General features: G+C 64.0%; 24 protein-coding genes and 1 tRNA gene. 13 read left to right on the top strand and 12 right to left on the bottom strand.

The window, feature by feature from the left end; translation table 11 throughout:
* The first annotated feature begins 22 nt into the window (after window positions 1-22).
* From pal to queC, 4 genes are all read left to right on the top strand, one after another.
* On the top strand, window positions 23-541 hold the full coding sequence (pal, locus tag AC1DKR_RS20140; RefSeq protein ID WP_025874668.1) for a peptidoglycan-associated lipoprotein Pal: 519 nt from the start codon (window positions 23-25) through the stop codon (window positions 539-541).
* A 3-nt stretch (window positions 542-544) separates the two neighbouring features.
* Window positions 545-1,363 carry a tol-pal system protein YbgF gene (gene ybgF / locus AC1DKR_RS20145; protein ID WP_088100990.1) on the top strand — a complete coding sequence of 273 codons (819 nt, stop codon included), beginning with the start codon at window positions 545-547 and terminating at the stop codon, window positions 1,361-1,363.
* Between the two features lie 237 nt (window positions 1,364-1,600).
* Window positions 1,601-2,302 (top strand): 7-carboxy-7-deazaguanine synthase QueE, encoded by a 702-nt coding sequence (gene queE / locus AC1DKR_RS20150; protein WP_025874666.1) that lies wholly within the window; start codon window positions 1,601-1,603, stop codon window positions 2,300-2,302.
* A gap of 77 nt (window positions 2,303-2,379) precedes the next feature.
* Window positions 2,380-3,045 (top strand): 7-cyano-7-deazaguanine synthase QueC, encoded by a 666-nt coding sequence (queC, locus tag AC1DKR_RS20155; RefSeq protein ID WP_478034764.1) that lies wholly within the window; start codon window positions 2,380-2,382, stop codon window positions 3,043-3,045.
* A gap of 77 nt (window positions 3,046-3,122) precedes the next feature.
* Here the strand turns inward: queC and AC1DKR_RS20160 are convergent, their stop codons facing one another.
* The gene (locus tag AC1DKR_RS20160; RefSeq protein ID WP_478034766.1) at window positions 3,123-4,136 is read right to left on the bottom strand and encodes a DUF2268 domain-containing putative Zn-dependent protease; all 1,014 of its coding nucleotides are present in this window, start codon (window positions 4,134-4,136) and stop codon (window positions 3,123-3,125) included.
* 174 nt (window positions 4,137-4,310) lie between these two features.
* Here AC1DKR_RS20160 and AC1DKR_RS20165 point away from each other — a divergent pair.
* The 3 genes from AC1DKR_RS20165 to AC1DKR_RS20175 all read left to right on the top strand — a co-directional run bounded on the left by AC1DKR_RS20165 (window position 4,311) and on the right by AC1DKR_RS20175 (window position 5,770).
* A tRNA-Lys gene (locus AC1DKR_RS20165) sits at window positions 4,311-4,386 on the top strand.
* Window positions 4,387-4,531: 145 nt separating this feature from the next.
* Window positions 4,532-5,011 (top strand): Pycsar system effector family protein, encoded by a 480-nt coding sequence (locus tag AC1DKR_RS20170; protein ID WP_478034769.1) that lies wholly within the window; start codon window positions 4,532-4,534, stop codon window positions 5,009-5,011.
* A gap of 18 nt (window positions 5,012-5,029) precedes the next feature.
* The gene (locus tag AC1DKR_RS20175; protein ID WP_478034771.1) at window positions 5,030-5,770 is read left to right on the top strand and encodes an adenylate/guanylate cyclase domain-containing protein; all 741 of its coding nucleotides are present in this window, start codon (window positions 5,030-5,032) and stop codon (window positions 5,768-5,770) included.
* Between the two features lie 39 nt (window positions 5,771-5,809).
* On the opposite strand, the gene AC1DKR_RS20180 is transcribed toward AC1DKR_RS20175, so the two are convergent.
* Window positions 5,810-6,919, bottom strand: coding sequence for a site-specific integrase (locus AC1DKR_RS20180; RefSeq protein ID WP_478034774.1), 1,110 nt, complete (start codon window positions 6,917-6,919; stop codon window positions 5,810-5,812).
* On the bottom strand, window positions 6,870-7,133 hold the full coding sequence (locus AC1DKR_RS20185; protein ID WP_478034779.1) for a hypothetical protein: 264 nt from the start codon (window positions 7,131-7,133) through the stop codon (window positions 6,870-6,872). Before AC1DKR_RS20185 ends, AC1DKR_RS20180 begins: the two co-directional genes overlap by 50 nt.
* Window positions 7,134-7,240: 107 nt before the next feature.
* Between AC1DKR_RS20185 and AC1DKR_RS20190 the strand changes: the two genes are divergently transcribed.
* The 3 genes from AC1DKR_RS20190 (at window position 7,241) to AC1DKR_RS20200 (ending at window position 9,262) form a co-directional block, all read left to right on the top strand.
* On the top strand, window positions 7,241-7,654 hold the full coding sequence (locus tag AC1DKR_RS20190) for a DNA adenine methylase (protein ID WP_478034783.1): 414 nt from the start codon (window positions 7,241-7,243) through the stop codon (window positions 7,652-7,654).
* A gap of 239 nt (window positions 7,655-7,893) precedes the next feature.
* Window positions 7,894-8,634, top strand: a complete 741-nt coding sequence (locus AC1DKR_RS20195) for an abortive infection system antitoxin AbiGi family protein (RefSeq protein ID WP_478034787.1) — start codon at window positions 7,894-7,896, stop codon at window positions 8,632-8,634.
* A gap of 142 nt (window positions 8,635-8,776) precedes the next feature.
* Window positions 8,777-9,262, top strand: coding sequence for a hypothetical protein (locus AC1DKR_RS20200; RefSeq protein WP_478034791.1), 486 nt, complete (start codon window positions 8,777-8,779; stop codon window positions 9,260-9,262).
* A 233-nt stretch (window positions 9,263-9,495) separates the two neighbouring features.
* On the opposite strand, the gene AC1DKR_RS20205 is transcribed toward AC1DKR_RS20200, so the two are convergent.
* Both AC1DKR_RS20205 and AC1DKR_RS20210 read right to left on the bottom strand, forming a co-directional pair.
* Window positions 9,496-9,813 (bottom strand): hypothetical protein, encoded by a 318-nt coding sequence (locus tag AC1DKR_RS20205; protein WP_478034793.1) that lies wholly within the window; start codon window positions 9,811-9,813, stop codon window positions 9,496-9,498.
* A gap of 79 nt (window positions 9,814-9,892) precedes the next feature.
* A complete protein-coding gene (locus AC1DKR_RS20210) occupies window positions 9,893-10,249 on the bottom strand; it encodes a hypothetical protein (RefSeq protein WP_478034795.1) in 357 nt (118 codons plus the stop codon).
* Between the two features lie 716 nt (window positions 10,250-10,965).
* Here AC1DKR_RS20210 and AC1DKR_RS20215 point away from each other — a divergent pair.
* Both AC1DKR_RS20215 and AC1DKR_RS20220 read left to right on the top strand, forming a co-directional pair.
* Complete coding sequence (locus AC1DKR_RS20215) at window positions 10,966-11,811, top strand: alpha/beta hydrolase (protein WP_312107734.1); 846 nt, start codon at window positions 10,966-10,968, stop codon at window positions 11,809-11,811.
* An 85-nt stretch (window positions 11,812-11,896) separates the two neighbouring features.
* On the top strand, window positions 11,897-12,832 hold the full coding sequence (locus tag AC1DKR_RS20220) for an alpha/beta hydrolase (RefSeq protein ID WP_478034798.1): 936 nt from the start codon (window positions 11,897-11,899) through the stop codon (window positions 12,830-12,832).
* Window positions 12,833-12,992: 160 nt separating this feature from the next.
* Here AC1DKR_RS20220 and AC1DKR_RS20225 read toward each other — a convergent pair whose 3' ends face one another.
* The gene (locus AC1DKR_RS20225) at window positions 12,993-13,418 is read right to left on the bottom strand and encodes a response regulator (protein ID WP_025874652.1); all 426 of its coding nucleotides are present in this window, start codon (window positions 13,416-13,418) and stop codon (window positions 12,993-12,995) included.
* Window positions 13,419-13,510: 92 nt separating this feature from the next.
* Window positions 13,511-14,278 carry a CPBP family glutamic-type intramembrane protease gene (locus AC1DKR_RS20230; RefSeq protein ID WP_478034800.1) on the bottom strand — a complete coding sequence of 256 codons (768 nt, stop codon included), beginning with the start codon at window positions 14,276-14,278 and terminating at the stop codon, window positions 13,511-13,513.
* Between the two features lie 150 nt (window positions 14,279-14,428).
* Here AC1DKR_RS20230 and AC1DKR_RS20235 point away from each other — a divergent pair, with 150 nt between their 5' ends.
* Window positions 14,429-14,752 carry a TFIIB-type zinc ribbon-containing protein gene (locus AC1DKR_RS20235; protein ID WP_025874650.1) on the top strand — a complete coding sequence of 108 codons (324 nt, stop codon included), beginning with the start codon at window positions 14,429-14,431 and terminating at the stop codon, window positions 14,750-14,752.
* A gap of 6 nt (window positions 14,753-14,758) precedes the next feature.
* Here AC1DKR_RS20235 and AC1DKR_RS20240 read toward each other — a convergent pair whose 3' ends face one another.
* The 5 genes from AC1DKR_RS20240 to recQ all read right to left on the bottom strand — a co-directional run bounded on the left by AC1DKR_RS20240 (window position 14,759) and on the right by recQ (window position 20,499).
* The gene (locus AC1DKR_RS20240; RefSeq protein WP_312786166.1) at window positions 14,759-15,271 is read right to left on the bottom strand and encodes a GNAT family N-acetyltransferase; all 513 of its coding nucleotides are present in this window, start codon (window positions 15,269-15,271) and stop codon (window positions 14,759-14,761) included.
* A 78-nt stretch (window positions 15,272-15,349) separates the two neighbouring features.
* The gene (locus AC1DKR_RS20245) at window positions 15,350-16,330 is read right to left on the bottom strand and encodes a copper resistance protein B (RefSeq protein ID WP_478034804.1); all 981 of its coding nucleotides are present in this window, start codon (window positions 16,328-16,330) and stop codon (window positions 15,350-15,352) included.
* A complete protein-coding gene (locus AC1DKR_RS20250; RefSeq protein WP_478034806.1) occupies window positions 16,327-18,138 on the bottom strand; it encodes a copper resistance system multicopper oxidase in 1,812 nt (603 codons plus the stop codon). Before AC1DKR_RS20250 ends, AC1DKR_RS20245 begins: the two co-directional genes overlap by 4 nt.
* Window positions 18,139-18,213: 75 nt before the next feature.
* On the bottom strand, window positions 18,214-18,600 hold the full coding sequence (locus tag AC1DKR_RS20255; RefSeq protein WP_025874646.1) for a CopL family metal-binding regulatory protein: 387 nt from the start codon (window positions 18,598-18,600) through the stop codon (window positions 18,214-18,216).
* A 93-nt stretch (window positions 18,601-18,693) separates the two neighbouring features.
* Window positions 18,694-20,499, bottom strand: coding sequence for a DNA helicase RecQ (gene recQ, locus AC1DKR_RS20260; protein ID WP_025874645.1), 1,806 nt, complete (start codon window positions 20,497-20,499; stop codon window positions 18,694-18,696).
* Between the last annotated feature and the right edge of the window lie 204 nt (window positions 20,500-20,703).

The raw sequence follows: 20,703 nt of genomic DNA on the forward strand, positions 1-20,703 counted from the left end.
TAGGAGCCACAAAGGTATCGCCATGAACAAGTCCACCCGCGTTCTGCTTGTTTCCCTGCTGTCTGTGGCCGTCCTGGCCGGTTGCTCGAAGAAGGTCAAGGAAGAAGCCCCGGCTCCGGTCGATACCGGCACCTCGACCACCACCCCGACCGGTCCGTCCACCTCCGGCCTGTACGGCCCGGGCGACCTGGACACCGATGCCTGCCTGCGCCAGCGCGTTGTCTACTTCGACCTGGACAAGGAAGACGTGAAGCCGGAATTCCAGGCCATCATGGCTTGCCACGCCAAGTACCTGCGTGACCGTCCGTCCTCGCGCATCACCCTGCAGGGCCACACCGACGAGCGCGGTTCGCGCGCGTACAACCAGGCCCTGGGCGAGCGTCGTGGCAACGGCGTCAACTCGGCACTGCAGGCCAACGGTGGCTCGGCTTCGCAGCTGACCGTCGTGTCCTACGGTGAAGAGCGTCCGGTCTGCACCGAGTCGAACGAGTCCTGCTGGTCGCAGAACCGTCGCGTCGAAATCGTCTACACCGCGCAGTAATCCATGCGCCTTGGCATCAAACTGATGCTGGTCGTTGCGGCAGCCCTCGTGGCTGCCGCACCGGCGCATGCACAACGCCAGAGCCTGGCCGACCGTGTCGGTTCGCTCGAGCAGCAGATGTACAACAACAGTGCCAACCAGGACCTGTTGAACCAGATCAACCAGCTGCGGCAGCAGGTCACCAGCCTGCAGGCCTCGATCGAACAACTGCAACACGACAACGCCCAGCTCAAGCAGTCCGCCCAGGACCAGTACCTGGATCTGGACAGCCGCCTGAACCGGTTGGAAGGGGGCTCTGCCGCCCCGGCCCTGCCTGCTGTTCCGGCGAGCGCACCGAAGGCTCCTGCAGCCCCGGCAAAACCCGCAGCGGCGGCCACTTCCGAGCGGCCGCCTTCCGTCCATGGTGACCCGGGCAGCCTGGCCGTCACCGGTGACGAGCGTACGTCCTACAACGTGGCCTTCGACGCACTGAAGGCGGGCAAGTACGATGATTCGGCGCAGCTGTTCCTGAGCTTCCTGGAGCTGTACCCCAACGGCGTCTACGCCCCCAATGCGCTGTACTGGCTGGGTGAAAGCTATTACGCCACCCGCAATTTCCCGATGGCCGAGTCCCAGTTCCGCGAACTGCTCTCGCGCTATCCCACCCACGACAAGGCCGCTGGCGGCCTGCTCAAGGTCGGCCTCTCGCAGTACGGCGAGGGCAAAGTCGACCAGGCCCAGCAGACGCTGGAGACCGTCGTGGCGCAATACCCGGGCTCGGATGCCGCGCGTACCGCGCAGGACCGCCTGCAGTCGATCCGCCTCGGCAATCAGATCCGCTGATCCGCTGACCGGGCGTACAATGTATTCCCCGTAGCGCCGAGCCCTTGCTCGGCTGCTTTCGTTTCCGGGTCGGCAAACCCGTCCGGATCCGGTAGCGCCGGGCCATGCCCGGCGGCTTGCATTACCCGCCGGGCCATACCCGACCGGCTGCTGTTGTAGAGCCGAGCCATGCTCGGCTGCGTTCGTTACCGGCCACGGTAGCCCACCCGCCACGTGTCCCATCAAGAAGTCCCTGCCATGACCGCCGTTCCCCCGTCCGCCGCCGTCGCCACGCCCAGCGAAATCGTGCAGTCGCCCCTGCCGCGCCTGAAGATCACCGAGATCTTCACCTCCCTGCAGGGCGAAGCCGATACCGCCGGTTGGCCGACCGTGTTCGTGCGCCTGACCGGCTGCCCGCTGCGCTGCCAGTACTGCGACACCGCCTACGCCTTCCACGGCGGCACCTGGTGGGACATCGACGATATCGTGGCCCACGTGCAGGCGCAGGGCGTGCGCCACGTCTGCGTGACCGGCGGCGAGCCGCTGGCGCAGAAGCGCTGCCTGGTGCTGCTGCAGAAGCTGTGCGATGCCGGCCTGGATGTATCGCTGGAAACCTCCGGTGCGCTGGACGTCAGCGCCGTTGATCCGCGCGTGTCGCGCGTGGTCGACATCAAGACCCCGGGCTCGGCCGAGGTTGCGCGCAACCGCTGGGAAAACCTGCCGCTGCTGACCACGCGTGACCAGATCAAGTTCGTGATCTGCAACCGCGAAGACTACGACTGGGCCAAGGCCATGGTCGCCGAACACCAGCTGGTGCAGCGCACGATGGTGTTCTTCTCTCCCAGCAAGGGCGAAATCACTGCCCGCCAGCTGGCCGACTGGATCGTGGAAGACCGGCTGCCGGTGCGCTTCCAGATGCAGTTGCATAAAATCCTGTGGAACGACGAGCCGGGCCGATGAGCCGGCGCAGCGTTTCCTGATGTAGCTCCGGCGCGGGACAGCGTGCTGGCTTTCTCCCCCAACCGGATGATTTACCCATGAAGAAGGCAGTCGTGCTTCTCTCCGGCGGCATGGATTCAGCCGCCGTCATCGCCATGGCCCAGGAACAGGGCTTCGCCGTGCATGCTCTCAGCGTGCGTTACGGCCAGCGCCACACCTCCGAGCTGGATGCTGCCGCGCGCGTGGCCAAGGCCCAGGGCGTGATCGTGCACAAGATCGTGGACGTGGACCTGCGCAGCATCGGCGGCTCGGCGCTGACCGACGACATCGACGTGCCCGAGGCGGGCGGCGAGGGCATCCCGGTCACCTACGTGCCGGCGCGCAACACCATCATGCTGTCGCTGGCGCTGGGCTGGGCCGAAGTGCTTGGCGCCAACGACATCTTCTGCGGCGTCAACGCCGTGGACTACTCCGGCTACCCGGATTGCCGCCCCGAGTTCATCGCCGCCTTCCAGGCGCTGGCCAACCTGGCGACCAAGTCGGGCGTGGAAGGCGCGGGCATCACCGTGCATGCGCCGCTGCAATTCCTCAGCAAGGGCCAGATCGTCAGCGAAGGCGTGCGACTGGGCGTGGACTTCGGCCTGACCGTGTCCTGCTACAACGCCGATGCCAGCGGCGCGGCCTGCGGTCAGTGCGATGCCTGCCGCCTGCGCGCGCAGGGCTTCACCGAAGCCGGCGTGGCCGACCCGACGCTGTACGCTTGACTGCCTCTGGTAGTGCCGGCCGCTGGCCGGCTTCCCCGGTAGGTGCGAACCGTTGGTTCGCACTCCCTGTCCCGGCGCTACCGACGCTGGCTTTCCGGTAGTGCCGGTCGCTGGCCGGCAGCCTCATTGGCATTCGCAATCCGCAGCCAACCCGATGCGTCGATGAAGCCGCGCACCGCCGCAGGATCCTCGTAATCCAGCTCGATCATCCGTGCGATCGCCGCCTGCTCATCCGGCTGCTGCCGCATGTACTCCTGCGCGATACGGTAACCCGCGTAGTACCCCACATCACTCACCCCGAACGCATTGCGGGCGCTGTTGTACAGCCAGTTGTCCAGCGCATCGCCATCCATCTCCGCTCTGAAGCGAGCGCGGATCTCCGATTCGTGCAACGGGCCATAGGTGTACAGCGGCAGTGCCGGGCGGCGACCGCTGATCCGCTCGGCGATGTACTCGGCCACGCCCTCGCGGACCGCATATTGCGCGAGCGATCCGGTGGTCTCGCGCTGCTGGGTGTGCACGTACTCATGCAGGTTGTTCTGCGCGTTGTTCGCGCCCGGCGCGCTGTCGTAGAAGGCCCGCAGGCGACTGCGCAACGGCTCCGGCAGTTCGCTGACATCCACGCTTGCATCGCCGAGCGCCATTTCCGCGCCGATCAGCACCTGGTCCCCCAGCGTGGTGCCGCCTGTGCGCAGCACGCCCACCGCATAGGTGATGCTGGCCGGACGCAGGGCGGGGTAAAGCCTGCGGAACGCAGCCAGATCCCGCTCCAGCGTAGCGCTGGCCTGCCGGGCGTTGGCGGTCAGCGGCCGCACCGAGGCCCAGAAGCGCGGCCAGGCGAGCATTGCTTGTTCGTATTCGGCGGCGGTGTAGTTGCGCACCTTCATCAGCGCATGCAGGCCAGGGCAGCCGGGCTCGATATAGCGCTGCTGCACCAGGGCCACACGCTGTGCGGCATCGGGCTCGGTGAGCACCGCATCGTAAGTAGCCCAGAAGCGGCCGATGTCGTCGGTCCGCACCTGTGCAGGCGATGCCGCAGAGGCGGCAAACGGCAGCAGCAGGGCGAGCATCAACGGCAGTGGCAGGCGCATCCATCGCTCCGGGGCAGGGTCGCAGGTGAGATGCGGCACGTGGCGGAAAGGTTTAGAGGCCCGCAGCCGGGGTAGTGGCGGCCGCTGGCCGGCAACCTGGTAGATCCCCGGCTTCACCCCGCCCGGAAAAGTACGGTAGAATGCCCACCCCGCCGAAAGGCCGGGGCTTTGCATGGGCCGTTAGCTCAGTCGGTAGAGCAGAAGACTTTTAATCTTTTGGTCGATGGTTCGAATCCATCACGGCCCACCAATGCAATCAATGACTTAAAGCGCCCTTGTGGCGCTTTTTTCATCTTCTCCGTAATTCCCTCCGTAAAACTGGCTCGTGCTGGCGTTGCATTGCATGCTCGTCGCGTCACAATTGCAATGCCATCGCGGCAACAGGGAAGCGAGACATGGAGTCATCACAAAGAGCTTGGACCCATCTGCAGGTTGTGTTGGGGATCTTCCCACGGGTGGATGCGATGCTAGCCGTGGTGCTGGGGGTGGACACCGCTATGTCGGGTTTTTTTTTCGCCAAGTGGCCTGAGCCCGAGAAGGCGGGACCGTGGTTGGTGATTCTTACGGTAATTTTCGCGCTGTTCTCGGCTCTCTCATATCTAGCCATCTACCGTGCCGCATTCCCAAATCTAGATTCAGTCGGCAGGTCGACTGTGTTTTTCGGCGACGTCGCAAAAATGACCCAAGCCGAGTACGAGAATGCGCTTCTAGATGCATCCGACCGCGAATTGGCTAGGCAGATCGCGCACCAAGCCTGGAGGAATTCTTCTATCCTCACGGTGAAGTTCAAGTACCTTCGGAGGGGCTTGGGCTGGTTAATTGCGTCCGTCGTCCCGTGGGTTCTTGGCCTGCTTACAATGTCTATCGCCAACTAGCTTCTAAGGAGATCGACCATGGGATTGAAGGAAGATATCGAGGCCGAGGTCAGCAGCGTTGTCGCAATTCGTTGGAACGAACGGGACTCGGCCACCGTCCCTGCAGCGGAGGACGTTGCTTTAGGAGCGGGCGCGGTCAACATCGATGCCGCGATGCTCTATGCTGATCTGGCGGAGTCGACAAGGATTGCGATGAGCCTCCCCCCGTGGTTGGCTGCGGAAATCGCTAAAGCATTTCTAGCAACTAGCTGCCGTATCATCCGATACCACGATGGACACATACGCAGTTTCGACGGAGATAGGGTGATGGGCGTCTTCGTAGGGAGCGATAGTTGCATCCGCGCAGCGAAGGCCGCACTCCAGATCAATTGGACTGTTGTGAATGTTTTGAGGCCAGTTTTCCACCGTTACTCCACGTTTGCCAATAGTGGAATCACTATCCGCCATGGAGTTGGAATCGATGTCGGACAGGTTTTCGTAGCCAGGACAGGAATCCGGAGGAACAACGATCTCGTCTGGGTAGGGCGAGCGCCTAACGTGGCCGCAAAGCTGGCGTCTATTCGAGATGGGGACTACTCGACTTACATCACCGAAGACGTATTTATGAAGCTGGACGACTGGACTTATTACAAAGATGGAAATAGCGGTCCAGACGGCCAGATTATGTGGGAGCAGTGGCGTTGGCCTGAGGTCCCAGTAGGTATGTATGAAATGATTTATAGATCGGCGTGGAAGTGGGTGCCGCCCAGTGGTTCCTAGTTTGCAGGGTCTGATGGCTTAACACGCGGTACGCTCTTGTCATAAACCTTCATCATCGCATCCGTGACGCCCAATGCGTCTTGCCGGTCCCCGCGATTTCTCGCTGTGTCTGTTCCCCCCCTTTCGTTTCAGGTCGTGCAGGCTAAACTGCTCCTCCGCCAAGATAGTCCCTGAACTTATTGCGAGCTGTATGAAGCGCTGCCAAGTGCTGTCTAGGCTTGTCTTCTGTAGGGGTTCGCCATGCTCTGCGAGGAACAGGTGGCGCTGATCGGCCCGTAGCTGAACGGGCAAGCTGTGGCGCTCGATAATGGCTTCGCGGCGCGCGATCGCGGCATCCCACGCGCTCCGCAGCCTCGGGGTCCACTCCACCAAGTTGTCGCGGCTGCGCTTCCGGCGGTTCGTGTGCAACCCCTCGGTCGTGCCGTGCGCTTCGGTCAGCGTGAGCGTCTCAATGCCTCGCAGTCTGCATAGGTGGCCGAGCTCCATGATCATCCACAGATAGGCCGGTACCGAACCTTCAGTCCTCGCCGTTCGCATGGAGCGCTCATGGGCGAATGCCACCAACTTCGCATAGGCTGCATCGGTAGGAAGTCGCTGGCGCGTTCGCTCCTTCGCCTGCTCCAGCCCCTGCGCGGGATTGTGGTCAACGATGCCCCGATTGAGCGCCCAACGGAACACCAGACGCGAGTAGCGCAGCACCTTGTTTGCCTTGGTGGGTGTGCCTGCCGATTCGATCTTGTCGACCAGACGCTGGAAATTGTGGTTGCTCAGCTCTGCCACCTGAAGCTTGCCGAATGGCATGCCAAGGTTGGTGGGATAGTTGATCAGCACCTTCCGCGCTGACTCGTAGTCGTCGCGGGTGCCTGTGGCCAAGCCTTTGAATTTGGCGCTGTCGTGATATTGGGCGCATACCCATTCCACGGTCCCCGTGCTCTCGCCCGTCTCCATGATGCTGTGCAGTTCAGACAGCTTGGCATCGGGGCCCGCAACTGTGCGGCGGGTCTTCTTGGGGCCGTCGATGCCCGTCGCCGTGTCCAATACGTACCAACGCCCACGGCTGGTCGCATCCCAGTACATTTCCTTGGGAATTTTCGCCTGGTCAATGTGTGGGGGGATCGATGGATTGTGCTTTCTCGGTCGAGGTGCCATCAGATGACGTCGTTTCCATAGGTGTCGTTGAGGCCTGCTGTAGGCCGAGTGCTGCGTTCATCGCGGGAGCGGTGGTCCAAATGCCGCTCTTGCCGTCGTACCTGTAGCGAATCCCTTCCTTGCAAGCCCACGCTTCCACAGTGGGCAGGCGTGGTCGTTCGCCAGGCCGACAGAGTTCCTGCAGATCCTGAAACTGGAGAACCTCTCCGATCATCGTGCCCCCTGTCCTGAGCGTGGAGGCGGATCTATTCCGTAGGCAGCCGCGAGAGCACTGGTCCACCGATACGCGGTTGATCGGTGCAGGGGCATACGTTCGGCGTAGTGACCACGGGAGGTCCGCGGCTCAACCTGCTGCGGATCGAAGAAGAACTCAGTGCGGTCCATCTGAGGCTGGCGAACACCATCATCGAATGCCTGCCATGGCAGGAGTGCGTGCGTCGGTATGACCGGCCGGGCACGCTGTTCTACCTGGCCCCGGCGTATTGGGAGACCGAGGGCTACGGCGTCGACTTCCCCTTCAGCGAGTACGAGGCGATGGCAGAGCTGATGCGCGGCGCTGCGGGTCGGTTCGTCGTGTCGATCAACGACCATCCGCAGATCCGTGAGGTGTTCGCTGCGTTCGGCGTGGTTCCGCTGCAGCTGGACTACACGATTGGCGGCGGGCAGGGCCGGGGGCGCAAGTTCGGCGAGCTGATCATCAAGAGCTGGGATGATCGACAGGCCGCCTTGTTGTAGCCCTGCTGTGGAAGAAAAGACGCGCTTTTGCCAGGCGATTCATGCGGCAGGCCCAGCGATCTAGGGTTTGTAGTATCGCCGGCGACTGGTGGCCAGTGCCGCCTGCCCTGCCCACAGCTTGCAAATGTTTGGGATGGGAAAGTCTTGCTAATCTGAATTGCAGAGGCGGTGCGATAGTGATATCAATGCGGCTTTAGTGCTGGTTTTTGATTGATTCTCAACGATAAGGGGATGTTTTTATGGGGTTGAGTTCGAGCGCATTGCTTCATTTCACTAAGGATCTAAAAAGCCTCTATGGGATACTTGAAGAAGGCTTTAAGGTTAAACATTGTCGGGAGTCTTTTTGGCTTCATGGTAGAAAAGTAGATCTTCATGTTCCTATGGTTTCCTTCTGTGATATACCCTTCTCGCAGATAAAGGAGCACATTAGAAGTTACGGTCCATACGGAGTTGGTCTGTCCAGGAAGTGGGCTCTAACACACCGGCTAAATCCTGTTCTTTACGTGCAGGCGAATTCAAATTTGGCGGAGAGTTATGAGGGTTTGGTAAAAATACTCTACGATCATGAGAAGTCTGGTGACGTTGATCGAGTGCCTAGGACCATGGCGAAGGATATTGCTCGATACATAAAAAATTATGAGGGTGCTCTAAAGATTGATGGGAAGGTGGTTGATCCATATCGTTATTCCGACGAAAGGGAGTGGCGCTATGTTCCTCCATTGTCCGATGATTATCCGATGATGTATGTTCCTGAAAAATTCAAGGCTACAGGAAAGGATGTGGCTAATGGGCTTCTATCTCACTTGCGTTTAAACTTTGAGCTTGATGACATAAAGTATCTGGTCATTCAATCAGATGATGAGATAGGTGGCCTTATCTCGCACATTGATAAAGTTAAGGGGGATAAGGGTACTAAGCGACAGGTCGAGCGATTGATGACCCGTATTGTCACGTCTGAGCAGATTCAGAGCGATTTTTGATTGATTGGTTGCTGGCTGATTTGCTTGGTGTGTCTCGGGAGCGCGGAGGCAATGGTTGGCCATGCGACTCCTTAGCTCCCCGAATTAGCTAGGTGCCGCTGCGTTCGCAGGAATTGAGACGCCTGCTCGTATGCTGCCGGTTATGCTTCCTTCCCTCGGCTATCAAGGATTCCGCACAGCGCCCATCCCCTCTGGATGGGTGCTGACCGGCGAGCGCTGGGCGCTCTGCTACAACGGCCGAGAGACGGCCAGCGTGGCCCCTGACGGCCGCCCGGGCCTTCGTCTGTGGCTGCGGGGCCAGAAGATGTGGCAGGTGAGGGAGGCCAGGGTGGTCAGCGTGGGGCAGGGCAAACGCTTCGCCGAACGTTGGTGTGCGGCCAGGCTCTACCCGGACCTGCCGCTGCATGAGGCTGTGGCCCGCCTGACCGACAGCACGCCGTATGCGCCGACACCGCCGCTGCCTGGCCTGCCCCCGGCCCAGCGACTGGACGAGGCAGCAGCGGCCGCGTCGGCCCGGGTGATGGCTGCATTGGAGCCGATCCGGCCGCCGGCGGCGACCAAGCCCAGGGCGAAGGATCCGAGGAAAGGGCGGTTGCGTACGAGCATGGGCCAGTACCCGCGCGTTTGACCGATTCGCCTCCAGAAAACTCGACCTTGCCACCTTGCGGCGCAATGGATTGGTCGGGCCGGTTCCGGAAATCAGTTCAGTGCAAGCTATTGATTTTTTTGCAGAGTCAGCGGGACTTTTAATCTTTTGGTCGATGGTTCGAATCCATCACGGCCCACCATTGCAGGCAATGACTCCGGTCATCCAGAAAGGCACCGCCAAGCGGTGCCTTTTTTGTTGCAGAACCTGAGGTCCTACTTGGACTTCGCGCCCTGGGAACGGGCTGCCTCGCGGTCTGCCGCTGCCTGTGCGGCAACCGCGGCCGCGTTCGCAGCACGCTCCACTGCGGCGCGCTCTGCGTCGAACCGGGCCTGCCGCTGGGCGCTGTAACTGCGCTCCAGTTCCAGCGAGGCGATGAAACTGTCGGGGTGCTTTGCGGCGCACGCCTGCTGCACCAATTGCACGGCGCGGTCGGATAACCCGGGTTGGATGTTGCCGAGCAGGCAGTCGGCGTACGGTACGGGGGCGGCCAGGCTTGCGGCCAGCGCGGCAATGATCATGGCATTCAACATGCGAACCTCCTTGTGTCAGTGTCGATGGAACCCGGTACGGGCCCGGCCCGAGTATGGGCTGGATTACGGTGCAGGGTTCCTACTCAGGCCGGATATCCCGGCATACCAGTTCCGCCAGCCCGCGGAAGGCGAAGAACAGCCCTTCGACCACGCCGTCATCCAGATGCCGGTCCGGCGTTGCCATTGATCGGCAGCGATCGGCGGCGTGCAGCATCTCTGCCACGGTCAGCATGCCGACGGCCGCCCGCTCCACGCGTGACAGTGCCAGCCTGCGCCCTGCGGGAAGGCTGGTATCAGGCCAGGGCTGGCCGTCTGCACCTTCGCCCGCGCGGATGCGTTTGAGGCAACCCAGGAACGTGCTCAGTTCGGGCGCAGGGTTGTCATCGTCGTCGTTGATGCTGGCGGCATATGAGGCATAGGGCGGACCTTCGGTCATCTCGGCTTCCTCGGCTCTGAGGTTGGAGTGCCACCGCGCAGAGCGGGTGGCGGACGGTGCGTGGCTGCAAGCCGGGATGAAGTATCGCCATTGACCGGCGGGCACGAAGGCCCCCACGCACCGCCCGCCATAAAGGCCGACGGATCACCCGCCGGCACGGTCCGGAGACAGTGCCGACGGGTGAGCGCAAACAACAAGCGATAACCTCATCACGGGCTTGCAGGCCCGTTGCCACCCGTTGTCGGTGGCGCAGCATGGTGTTTACGCTTTCGCTTGGATTTCAATCAGGAGTTTCCGGAAGGACATGCGGAATCCAGACGCGCGACGATGGTGGCGCAGGCCTGTCTTGCGCAGCAAGCGTCAGTACACGACGCATTCGTTTCCGCGGCCGGTTGATCGCGCTGGAAGATGCCGCAAACCGCACATTACGATGCATCTGCCGTGAACCAACGCGTGTAAAGCTGGCTTCACTTTCGCCATCAATGTCCTCTGTGCGTTTCAGTTGTACCCACTGCATTTCGGTGCAGGTGCGACGATAGTGGTGTCCTTGGCGGTTCAAACACGACACATGGCGGTGCACGCGCGGTATGGGGGGCCGTAACCGGGCGCGAGTCACGGCAAGTCATCCACGCCTGGCGTGGATCTACGCATCTGGCAGGCACCAATGCGCGCGTCCGGGCGCTATGCTCGGCATCTTTCGCTGGATGGGGCGCCCAATGCGCTTGATCGTGCTGTCGCTGTTGTTGTCCTGTGTCTCCGCCGCGCCGCTGATGGCCGCCGAACCGGCGCCTCAGCCAGCGGTCGCTTCGCCGTTGGTCATCGGTGAGACCTTCACCTTCCAATCCAAGGCGCTGGGCGAAACCCGTCGCATCAACGTCTATCGCCCGCAGCCGTGGGGCCTGGACCCGAAGACGCCGCTGCCGGTGCTGTACATGCCCGACGGTGGCATCGGCGAGGACTTCCTGCACGTGGCCGGGTTGGTGCAGGTGCTGACCGGCAACGGCAGCATGCGCCCGTTCCTTCTGGTTGGCATCGAGAACACCGAGCGCCGCCGCGACATGACCGGCCCCAGCAACGTGGCGGAGGATCGCAAGATCGCGCCGCGCATCGGTGGCTCGGCGGCGTACCGTGATTTCCTGCGCGATGAACTGATGCCGCAGGTACGCCAGCGTTATGCGACCACCGACGAGCGGGCACTGATTGGGGAATCGCTGGCCGGGTTGTTCGTGATCGAGACGCTGCTGCAGGAACCGGCCTTGTTCAACAGCTATATCGCGCTGGACCCCAGCCTGTGGTGGAACCACGGCGCCTTGCTGTCTGGCGCAGGCAAGCAGGTGCCGTCCGTCGCGCGCAGCGGTGCGCGGCTGTTCCTGGCCAGCAGTGGCCAACCGGAACTGGCTGCGTCGAGCGCACGCTTGGCGGCGGTGCTGCAGCAGGCATCGCCGGCAACGCTGGTGAAGTACCAGCCGCTGCCGGAAGAGACCCACGCCACGATCTACCACCCGGCGGCGCTGCAGGGCCTGCGTACGTTGTTCCCAGTACCGCCGCCGGCCTCGCCCTGAGAGGGGTTTGGCGCGCAACAACGCGGTGTGTGAGGATGCATCAGCGGCGCCACCTGGATGCGCCGCCCGCAACAGGAGAGCGCGGATGCAGCGTGTGCGTGTATGGAGTGTGCTGGCCTGCCTGGCCTTGGCAGGGTGCGCGATGTCGGTGGCGCCGCCGGCAACGCAGAAGGAAGCCAGGGAAAGCGCGACGGCCGTGCCAGGCGTTGTGCTGCCCGATACCGAGTCACTGCGCGTGCATGACCCGATCGGGCGCGACTATTCCCTGTGGGTGGCGTTGCCTGCCGGCTACGCGGCGCATCCGCAGAAGCGTTATCCGGTGGTGTACGTGACCGATGCGCTGTACAGCTTTCCGCTGGTGCGCAGCGTGCGCAACCTGGTGGGGCAGCAGGGCGTCAACATCGAGGATTTCATCCTGGTCGGTTTGCCGCCGCAGGAAGGCCTGACCTCCAAACAGAGCCGCTCGCGCGACTACACCCCCAGTGATCCTGTGCGCACCCCTGCCGGCTACTACAGCGATGACGTCACCTATGGCGGCGCGGCCCATTACCGCGACTTCCTGGCTGACCACGCGCTGCCGCTGATCGATGCGCGCTACCGTACCGATCCGGCCCGGCGCGTGTTTGCGGGTCATTCCTATGGCGCGCTGTTGGGTGCTTACGTGCTGACGACCCAGCCCGACATGTTCGGCACCTACATCCTGTCCAGTCCGTCGCTGTGGTTCGACCAGAGCCTGCTGCCGCGCATGCAGGATGCCGCCGTGATGCCTTCACAGCCCATCCGCGTGTTGCTGTCGGTGGGCGGCTACGAGACGGTCAAGCCGGGGCCACGTTACTCAACGGGCAATGACATGCTGCGGCAGAGCGCCGACTTCGCCGGTCAGCTGCGACGCAGCGGTCGCAAGCTGCAGGTGGAGAACATCGTGATTGATGGCGAAGACCATCTCACCGTGTATCCACGCGTGATCACCCGTGCGCTGCTTGAGGTACTTCCGGGCGAAGGACCGTATACCGGCGGTTGACGGCCGGCTCCATCCACGCATGGCGTGGATCTACTGGCAGCATTTTTCGTTCACGCAACGGTGCGCATCGCAGTAGATCCACGCCATGCGGGGATGCATCAGTAGATCCACGCCATGCGTGGCTGCACCAGTAGATCCACGCCATGCGTGGATGGCAGCCTCAGGCCGCGCTTGCCTGCGGCGCCGGCATCAGCGCGGCATCGGCGGCATGGCGGAAGCACAGACGGATCGCATCCAGCAGCTCGCTCATGTTGTAGGGCTTGGGCAGGAAATGGATGCCGTCGTGCAACTGCGGCAGCACGGCATGCTGGTCCATGCCGGAGGTCACCAGGATCGGCAGCTGCGGATACAGGCTGCGCACGCGGTTGGCGGCCTCGATGCCGCTGACCAGGCCGAGATTGACGTCGGTGAACATCAGGTCGAAGCGCTCTCCGGCGGCCAGCAGGCCCAGCGCGGCTTCGGCGCTGCTGACGCCTGCGACGTGGCAGGCCTGGCTCTCCAGCGCCATCCGGCTCAGTTCACGGGTTTCCTCGGCGTCTTCGATCAGCAGGACGCGTGGTTCAACGTGGCGCTTGGACAGCAGCATGACGCAACAACTCCGGACGGCAGGGCATGAAAGGCGCGCAAGTATGCGCAAGCCCCCAGTGATCCCCGTGTGCAGGATCGGCTAAGCCGGCGTTACAGCGCGCGGTTGCGCCGGGTCCGCACATGCCAGGCCAGCGCTGCCACTGCCAGCAGCGTAGTGCCGATGCGCAAACTGGTGGCCTGCCAGCCCAGCGCAACGCCGTCGTCGAGGCTGAACACATTCCAGGCCAGGTTCATCGACAGGTGCAGGGCCAGGCCGCACCACAGGGTGTTGCCGTCGAGGTGGTCGAGCCAGGCGAAGATGAAGCCGCCGAAGGCGATCACTAGGCCGACGAACAGGGCCATGCCGCCGCCGTCGAAGCCGCCGAAGCCCAGCCAGTGCACCATGCCGAACAGCAGCGCCTGCGGCAGTGCGAGCAACGGCCAGGGGCCGCGTACGATCTTCATCAGCAGCACGAAGCCGAGGCCGCGGAACAGCACTTCTTCGGCCAGCGGGAACAGCACGGCCAGCATCGTGGCGTCCAGCGTCGTCAGCGCCGTGTTGGGCGTCCCCAGCAGGGCCAGCCCCAGCCAGCACGGCAGGCTGGCCAGCAGCACCCACAACGGGCCACGCATGCCGTTTCCGCGCAGGCCGAGGCTGGCCAGCAGGCCCACACCGCGGGGGCGCAGCAGCGTGGCCAGCAGCAGTGCGACCAGCACCGCCAGCGCGTTGTCCAGCAGGCTGCCACCGTAGGGGATGGGCAGGGCGGGAATCGGCGCGCCCAGCGTGGAGCTGATGTCGCGCACGTTCAGGCCGAGGCCAACGCCAAGCAGCACCAGCAACAGGCGGACGCCGGTGGGAATCGAGTCACGGGCAGTCACATGCATTCCTTGCAGCGAGATCGCAAGGCAGTCTGCAGGGCGGGGAACGTGCCGGCACGCGCCGGAAGTCCCTGTGCCATTGGTCATGCGTTGCCGCACAGTCATCCGCACGCAGGTACAGTCGAGGCCAGACCGACAGGAGCAATGCGAATGCTGTGCCCCGTGTGCAAGACCCAGACCCTGCAGATGGCCGAGCGCCATGGCATCGAGATCGACTACTGCCCGAGCTGCCGTGGCGTATGGCTGGATCGTGGCGAACTCGACAAGATCATCGAGCGCGCCACTGACGGTGCAGGTGCCGCCATGCCGCCGCCAGGGCCCGCGCCTGTGCAACCGCAGGCTGCTCCGCCGCCGGTGATGCATCGCGATACCCGTCATCTCGGCCAGCGCCATGATGACAACCGTGGCCAGTACAGCCAGGGCTACAAGAAAAAGAAGAAGGAGAGCTTCCTCTCCGAGCTGTTCGATTTCTGACGCTGCTCAGGGCCGGCGCAGGATGAACTCGCGGTCGCGGCTGTCGCCGACGATGAAGTCATACTCGCCGGCCTTGCTGCAGCCGTAGCGCGCGTAGAAGCGCTGCGCGCCGAAGTTCTCTTCCCACACGCCCACCCACAGGGTGCGGCGCTGTGGCTGGTCCAGCCAGGCCATGAAGGCATCCATCAGGCGCGCGCCGTGACCGCCGTTCTGGTGGCTGGCCAGGATGTACAGCCGCTTCAGTTCGATGTCGCCTTCGCGTGCTTCGGCATGCGGCAGGGTGTTGGCGCCGGCGGCCAGATAGCCCACCACCGTCTCGCCCTCCAGCAGCAGCCACACCGCGCTGCGCGGGTCGGACAGTTCCGCTCGCTGCGGCTCGGTGCCGTAGTGATCCTGCAGGAAAGTGTGCAGGTCCTGCGGCGGATAGGAATCGCCCCAGGTTTCGGTATAGGTCGCGATGGCGATCGCCGACAACGCGTCGACGTCGGCCAGGGTGGCGCGGCGGATATGCAACGACATGGTGCAGCCTGCAATGGAACGTGCGGCAGTGTAGCCGGCCCCGGTGCTTGCCGGGGCTGGCTGCTCACGATCCGCTGCTCAGAACCACATGCGGATGCCGGCGACCCAGCGCGTATCGCGTGCATGGTCGCCGGCATAGTCCGCGGTGTCGCCGAAACTGCGTTCGTGGCTGATGCCGACGTACGGCGCGAAGCGTCGGCTGAACTCGTAGCGCAGGCGCAGGCCGGCCTCGACCTTGTTGAGGCCGCGGCCGATGCCGTACTCCGGTTCGTCCTTGCTGGCCACGGTCGCTTCCAGCAGGGGCTGCAGGATCAACCGGTTGGTCAACAGTACGTCGTATTCGATTTCGGCCTTGGCCATCAGCTGGCCACCGGAACCGGCATACAGCGTGGCCGAGCTTTCGAACTTGTACGGCGCCAACCCCTGGATGCCGATGGCCGCCCAGGTGCGTGAATCGGCGGGGCGGAAGTCCTGGCGTACGCCAACCAGCACGTCCCACCATGGCGAAATGGCGCGGCCATACAGTGCTTCCACGCCTGATGATTCCGTGCGGCCTTCACTGCGTTCGCCATCGGTGCGCAGCCACAGGCGGTTGATGTTGCCGCCGATCCAGCCGCTGGCTTCCCAGGCCTGGCCGTTGCCGTTCTTTCCATCCCAGTGTTCCAGGCGATCGATCAGCAGCAGGCTGTGGATTTCCGGTGGGTGCTCCATCGCACCATGCGCGATAGGTGGAAACGCGGCCGCACGATCAGCATCGGTGGGTACAGGTATTGGTTCGCGCGGCTGCGTCGGCGCGGGCGTGCCGTGGCCCATTGTCGAGTGATCCATCGCGCCATGGTCCATCGTTGAATGGTCCATCGTTGAATGATCCATCGCACCGTGATCCATCTTCGAATGGTCCATCTTCGAATGATCCACGTCGGCCGCTGCTGCTGGCGTGGCATCGGCGGGAGGCGAGTGCGCTGTCATGTCATGGCCGTCATGGGACTGCGCAAACGAGGGCAGCGCAGCCAACAGGCCTACGGTCAACAGGCTTGGGGCAAGCAGGGAACGGCTCATTCTTCGATCCTCACTTCGCGCATCATGCCTGCTTCCATGTGGTACAGCAGGTGGCAGTGGTAGGCCCATCGGCCGAGTGCATCGGCGCGTACGCGATAGGTGCGGCGTGTACCGGGCGGCATGTCGATGGTGTGCTTGCGCACCTGGAATTCACCCTGTGCGTTTTCCAGGTCGCTCCATACGCCATGCAGGTGGATCGGGTGCTGCATCATGGTGTCGTTGACCAGCACGATGCGCATGCGCTCGCCGTAGTTCAGGCGCAGCGGTTCGGCGCCGGCGAAGGGAATGCCGTCGAACGACCAGGAGAACTTTTCCATGTGGCCGGTCAGGTGCAGCTCGATCTCGCGGCCGGGCTCGCGGCCATCGGGGTCTTCGAACAAGCTGCGCATCGCACCATAGGTCAGCACCTGGCGGCCGTTGTCGCGTAGGCCGATGCCGGGGTCGTCCAGCTTGGGCTCGGTGGCCGAACTCTGCATGTCCACCAGCGGATTGTTGCGCTCGCTGGCCGGATGCTTTGGCGCTTTGCTGGCGGTCTCGCCGCCGCCATGTGCGCTGTGGCCCATGCTGGCACCACAGCCGCCTTCCATGCCCTTCATTGCTGCCATGTCGTGGCCGCCGTGGCCACCGCCGCCCATGTCGTGACCCATGTCGCTCATCGTCAGCAACGGGCGCGGATCGCGTGCGGGAATCGGTGCCTGCAGCCCATGGCGCACGGCGAGGGTGCCGGCGGCATAACCAGTGCGGCCCATGTCCTGGCAGAAGATGGTGAAGGCATCCTGGCCGCTGGGTTCCACCAGTACGTCGTAGGTTTCGGCCGGGGCGATGCGGAACTCGTCGATGCTGACCGGATGGATGTACTGGCCGTCGGCGGCGACCACGGTCATCTTCAGGCCGGGGATGCGCACGTCGAAGTAGGTCATCGACGCACCGTTGATGAAACGCAGCAGCACCTTTTCGCCACTGCGGAACAGCCCGGTCCAGTTGCCGGCCGGCGCGGTCCCGTTCATCAGGTAGGTGTAGGTGTGCGCGTTGATGTCGGAGATGTCGCTGGGCGTCATCCGCATCCGGCCCCACATGCCGCGGTCGGACAGGGCGGCGGACCAGCCATCGCGACGCGCGTCGCGCAGGAAGTCGGGCAGGGTGCGCTTGTAGTAGTTGTCGTGCTCGGCGAGCTTCTTCATTCGCCGGAACAGCGCGCCGGGATCCATGTCGGTCCAGTCGGACAGCATGATCACGTGCTCGCGGTCATGCCGGTACGGCGCCGGTTCGGCCGGGTCGATGATCAGCGCGCCGTACAGCCCCGCCTGTTCCTGGAACAGCGAATGGCTGTGATACCAGTAGGTGCCGGACTGCTTGAGGTCGAAGTGGTAGTGGTAGGTCTCGCCGGGGCCGATGCCGTTGAAGCTCAGGCCGGGCACGCCATCCATGTTGGCCGGCAGCAGGATGCCGTGCCAGTGGATCGAAGTAGGGTGCTGGCCGAGCGTGTTGCGCACGAACAGGTCCACGGTCTGGCCTTCACGCCAGCGCAGGATCGGTGCCGGCAGTGAGCCGTTTACGGTGATTGCCGGGCGGGTGCGGCCGGTGAAGTTGGCCAGCGACTCGCCGATGGCCAGTTCGACGCGGGTATCGCTGATGATCGCCGGTGCGCTGGCCAGGCGGGGTGCAGCAGAAGCGGCGGCGAGCGCGCGCTGCGGGATGCCGGCCGCGGCGAGGCCGGCAACCACGCCGCCAGCAGCGATGCCCTGCACGAACAGACGGCGCGACGGCATGGGCACAGCGCCCGGGCCGGGAGGAATACGGGTACTCATGGTGGTGACTCCAAACACGGAAAGACGCCAGCGCAGGGCCGGCTTCAGTGCGCAGCGCGCACGAGGCGTGTTGGATCAGCCGATGGGAGGGCGTGAGATCGGCGGCAGCGGCGGTGCCGGGCGGCCATTGGCAGGCATCGGCTGCGGGGTCAGGGAAAGACCGGGACCGGTCAGGAAAGGCAGTGCCTGCACGGCCAGCAGCGGGTGCTGGGCACAGCTGCGCACGCAGTCCTTGATCTGGCAGTGTGCGTCGTGGGCGGGGGCCTTGGCCTGCGGCGCCTCGTCTGCAGTCATGCCGGCGTGGTGGTGGCAGTCGGCGTCGCCTTCATCGGTCATCGCCGAGGCCATCGCATGGGCCATGCGGCCCATGTCCTCGTGCCCGCTGGCCATGGCCGCGTTCAGCCCGTTGAGCAACAGGCTGAGCATGAGCACGACACGGAGCAGGGTCGAGGCGAGGGACATGGCGCTAATCTAGCGGCAAGTGGACGGACATGCACATCCGGCTGAACAGGTGGTTCAAGGTTTGAGCGGCACCAGGCTGGGGCCGGGGCGTGTTCAACCCTCTTCGCGCACGATCTCCACCAGGCGCGGGCCATAGCGGCTGAGCTTGGTGCCGCCGATGCCACCGACCCGGGCCAGTTCGTCCAGCGAGGTCGGGCGCTGTTCGGCGATGTTGCGCAGGGTGCTGTCGTGGAAGATCACGAAGGCCGGCACGTTCTGCTCGCGCGCCAGCTCGGCGCGCAGGCCGCGCAGCGCATTGAACAGGGCCAGGTCCTGCGGCAGCACCGACAGGCCGGTGCGTTGCGCGCTGCGTTCGCGCCCGGCGCTGGCACTGACCGCATCGCGGCGCATGCTGATCTGGCGGCGACCGGTCAGCACATCGCGGCTGGCATCGGTCAGGCGCAGGCCACCGTGGCCCTCGCTGTCCACTTCCAGCAGGCTGGCGGCCACCAGCTGGCGGAACACGCTGCGCCAGGTGCGTGCATCCAGGTCGCGGCCGATGGCGTAGGTGCTCAGCTTGTCGTGGCCCTGCTGCTTGACCTTCTCGTTCTCGCTGCCGCGCAGGACGTCGATCAGGTGGCCGACGCCGAAGCGCTGGCCGCTGCGGTAAACACAGCTCAACGCCTTCTGCGCGGGGATGGTGGCATCCCAGGCCGCCGGCGGTGTCAGGCAGTTGTCGCAGTTGCCGCAGGGTTTGGGATAGGTCTCGCCGAAGCCGGCCAGCAGCACCTGGCGGCGGCACTGCATCGATTCACAGTAGCCCAGCAGGTGGTCGAGCTTGGACCGCTCCAGCTGCTTGCGCTCCTCGCTGGCCTCGGACTGCTCGATCATCTGCTTGAGCAGCACCACATCGCCCAGGCCGTAGCAGAGCCAGGCCTCGGCGGCTTCGCCATCGCGCCCGGCGCGGCCGGTTTCCTGGTAGTAGCCTTCCATCGACTTGGGCAGGTCGGTATGGGCGACAAAGCGTACGTCCGGCTTGTCGATGCCCATGCCGAAGGCGATGGTCGCGCACATGACGATGCCGTCTTCGCGCAGGAAACGGCGCTGGTTGTTGGCACGCACTTCCGCGGGCAGGCCGGCGTGGTAGGGCAGTGCATTGAACCCCTGCGTGCACAGGAACTCGGCGGTTTCCTCCACCTTGCGCCGTGACATGCAGTAGACGATGCCGGCCTCGCTGCGATGGCTGCGCAGGAAATCGCTCAGCTGCTTGCGGGCGTTGTCCTTCTGCACCACGGTGTAGCGGATGTTGGGGCGATCGAAGGAGCTGACGAAGTGACGTGCTTCGGCCAGGTCCAGGCGCTCGGCGATCTCGCGCTGGGTTGGCGGGTCGGCGGTGGCGGTCAGGGCGATCCGCGGAATCTCCGGCCAGCGCTCGTGCAGGACGGTCAGCTGCCGGTATTCGGGGCGGAAGTCGTGGCCCCATTGCGACACGCAATGGGCTTCGTCGATGGCGAACAGGGCGATCCGGCTGCGCGACAGCAGCGACAGGAAACGGCCGGTCAGCAGGCGTTCGGGGGCGACATAGAGCATGTCGAGCTCACCGGCGAGCAGTTCGCGTTCGACCCGGCCGGCCGTTTCGGCGTCCAGGGTCGAGTTCAGGAATTCGGCGCGCACGCCGAGCTGGCGCAAGGCTTCGACCTGGTCCTGCATCAGCGCGATCAGCGGCGAGATGACGATGCCACAGCCGTCACGCAGCAGGGCGGGCACCTGGTAACACAGTGATTTGCCGCCGCCGGTAGGCATCAGCACCAGGGCATCGTGACCGGCAGCCACATGCTCCACGATGTCCTGCTGCGGACCACGGAAATCGTCGTAACCAAAGACGCGGCGGAGCAGGTCGTGCGCGGGACGGGAAGCCATCCGGCTAGTTTACCCCGGCGGGGGTTCGGCCGGGTTGCACCCGGCACCTGCTGTAGGGCCGGCCGCTGGCCGGCAACCCTGGCAACAGCAACAGCAACAGCAACAGCCGGCTCTGGGGTGATCCGTGGTTTGGCGGGGCGGTGTGGGCTTGCAGGACACGCCGTAAACCCGTCCATGGGGGCTCGATGGCGCCATCCATGGCGC

Source organism: Stenotrophomonas sp. 01N47 (assembly GCF_056399165.1).

Excerpts from the sequence above, each read along its gene's own strand:
- pal (WP_025874668.1), top strand. The coding sequence starts at position 23 with ATGAACAAGTCCACCCGCGTTCTGCTTGTTTCCCTGCTGTCTGTGGCC.
- ybgF (WP_088100990.1), top strand. The coding sequence starts at position 545 with ATGCGCCTTGGCATCAAACTGATGCTGGTCGTTGCGGCAGCCCTCGTG.
- queE (WP_025874666.1), top strand. The coding sequence starts at position 1,601 with ATGACCGCCGTTCCCCCGTCCGCCGCCGTCGCCACGCCCAGCGAAATC.
- queC (WP_478034764.1), top strand. The coding sequence starts at position 2,380 with ATGAAGAAGGCAGTCGTGCTTCTCTCCGGCGGCATGGATTCAGCCGCC.
- AC1DKR_RS20160 (WP_478034766.1), bottom strand. The coding sequence starts at position 4,136 with ATGCGCCTGCCACTGCCGTTGATGCTCGCCCTGCTGCTGCCGTTTGCC.
- AC1DKR_RS20170 (WP_478034769.1), top strand. The coding sequence starts at position 4,532 with ATGGAGTCATCACAAAGAGCTTGGACCCATCTGCAGGTTGTGTTGGGG.
- AC1DKR_RS20175 (WP_478034771.1), top strand. The coding sequence starts at position 5,030 with ATGGGATTGAAGGAAGATATCGAGGCCGAGGTCAGCAGCGTTGTCGCA.
- AC1DKR_RS20180 (WP_478034774.1), bottom strand. The coding sequence starts at position 6,919 with ATGGCACCTCGACCGAGAAAGCACAATCCATCGATCCCCCCACACATT.
- AC1DKR_RS20185 (WP_478034779.1), bottom strand. The coding sequence starts at position 7,133 with ATGATCGGAGAGGTTCTCCAGTTTCAGGATCTGCAGGAACTCTGTCGG.
- AC1DKR_RS20195 (WP_478034787.1), top strand. The coding sequence starts at position 7,894 with ATGGGGTTGAGTTCGAGCGCATTGCTTCATTTCACTAAGGATCTAAAA.
- AC1DKR_RS20200 (WP_478034791.1), top strand. The coding sequence starts at position 8,777 with ATGCTTCCTTCCCTCGGCTATCAAGGATTCCGCACAGCGCCCATCCCC.
- AC1DKR_RS20205 (WP_478034793.1), bottom strand. The coding sequence starts at position 9,813 with ATGTTGAATGCCATGATCATTGCCGCGCTGGCCGCAAGCCTGGCCGCC.
- AC1DKR_RS20210 (WP_478034795.1), bottom strand. The coding sequence starts at position 10,249 with ATGACCGAAGGTCCGCCCTATGCCTCATATGCCGCCAGCATCAACGAC.
- AC1DKR_RS20215 (WP_312107734.1), top strand. The coding sequence starts at position 10,966 with ATGCGCTTGATCGTGCTGTCGCTGTTGTTGTCCTGTGTCTCCGCCGCG.
- AC1DKR_RS20220 (WP_478034798.1), top strand. The coding sequence starts at position 11,897 with ATGCAGCGTGTGCGTGTATGGAGTGTGCTGGCCTGCCTGGCCTTGGCA.
- AC1DKR_RS20225 (WP_025874652.1), bottom strand. The coding sequence starts at position 13,418 with ATGCTGCTGTCCAAGCGCCACGTTGAACCACGCGTCCTGCTGATCGAA.
- AC1DKR_RS20235 (WP_025874650.1), top strand. The coding sequence starts at position 14,429 with ATGCTGTGCCCCGTGTGCAAGACCCAGACCCTGCAGATGGCCGAGCGC.
- AC1DKR_RS20240 (WP_312786166.1), bottom strand. The coding sequence starts at position 15,271 with ATGTCGTTGCATATCCGCCGCGCCACCCTGGCCGACGTCGACGCGTTG.
- AC1DKR_RS20245 (WP_478034804.1), bottom strand. The coding sequence starts at position 16,330 with ATGAGCCGTTCCCTGCTTGCCCCAAGCCTGTTGACCGTAGGCCTGTTG.
- AC1DKR_RS20250 (WP_478034806.1), bottom strand. The coding sequence starts at position 18,138 with ATGAGTACCCGTATTCCTCCCGGCCCGGGCGCTGTGCCCATGCCGTCG.
- AC1DKR_RS20255 (WP_025874646.1), bottom strand. The coding sequence starts at position 18,600 with ATGTCCCTCGCCTCGACCCTGCTCCGTGTCGTGCTCATGCTCAGCCTG.
- recQ (WP_025874645.1), bottom strand. The coding sequence starts at position 20,499 with ATGGCTTCCCGTCCCGCGCACGACCTGCTCCGCCGCGTCTTTGGTTAC.